We start from the raw sequence: 428 nt of genomic DNA on the forward strand, positions 1-428 counted from the left end.
AAGACCACGCTGGTGAACCTGATGATGCGGTTCTACGAGCTGGATGCCGGGCGGATAACGCTCGACGGCGTGGACGTCACCTCGGTGCCGCGGCGCGAGCTGCGCTCGCGGCTGGGGATGGTGCTGCAGGATACGTGGCTGTTCGGCGGGACCATCCGGGACAACATTGCTTATGGGCGGCCTGGGGCTACTGAAGACGAGATTCTGGAGGCGGCGCGGGCGACGTATGTGGACCGGTTCGTGCGGTCGCTGCCGGACGGGTATGACACCGTGCTGGACGACGAGGGCGCCAACGTGTCCGCGGGGGAGAAGCAGCTGCTGACGATTGCGCGGGCGTTCCTGGCGCGGCCCTCTGTGCTGATCCTGGATGAGGCGACGTCTTCGGTGGATACCCGGACCGAGGTGCTGGTGCAGAAGGCGATGAGTGC

Annotated in this window: 1 protein-coding gene; it reads left to right on the forward strand. The window is 66.4% G+C overall.

The genetic code is table 11. From position 1 onward, the window contains the following. Positions 1 to 428 (forward strand): ATP-binding cassette domain-containing protein (locus U7114_RS19320; RefSeq protein ID WP_323058273.1); only part of this gene is annotated, 428 nt, incomplete at both ends.

Origin of the sequence: Pseudarthrobacter sp. C1 (assembly GCF_034720455.1) — a bacterium.
Taxonomy (GTDB): Bacteria; Actinomycetota; Actinomycetes; order Actinomycetales; family Micrococcaceae; genus Arthrobacter.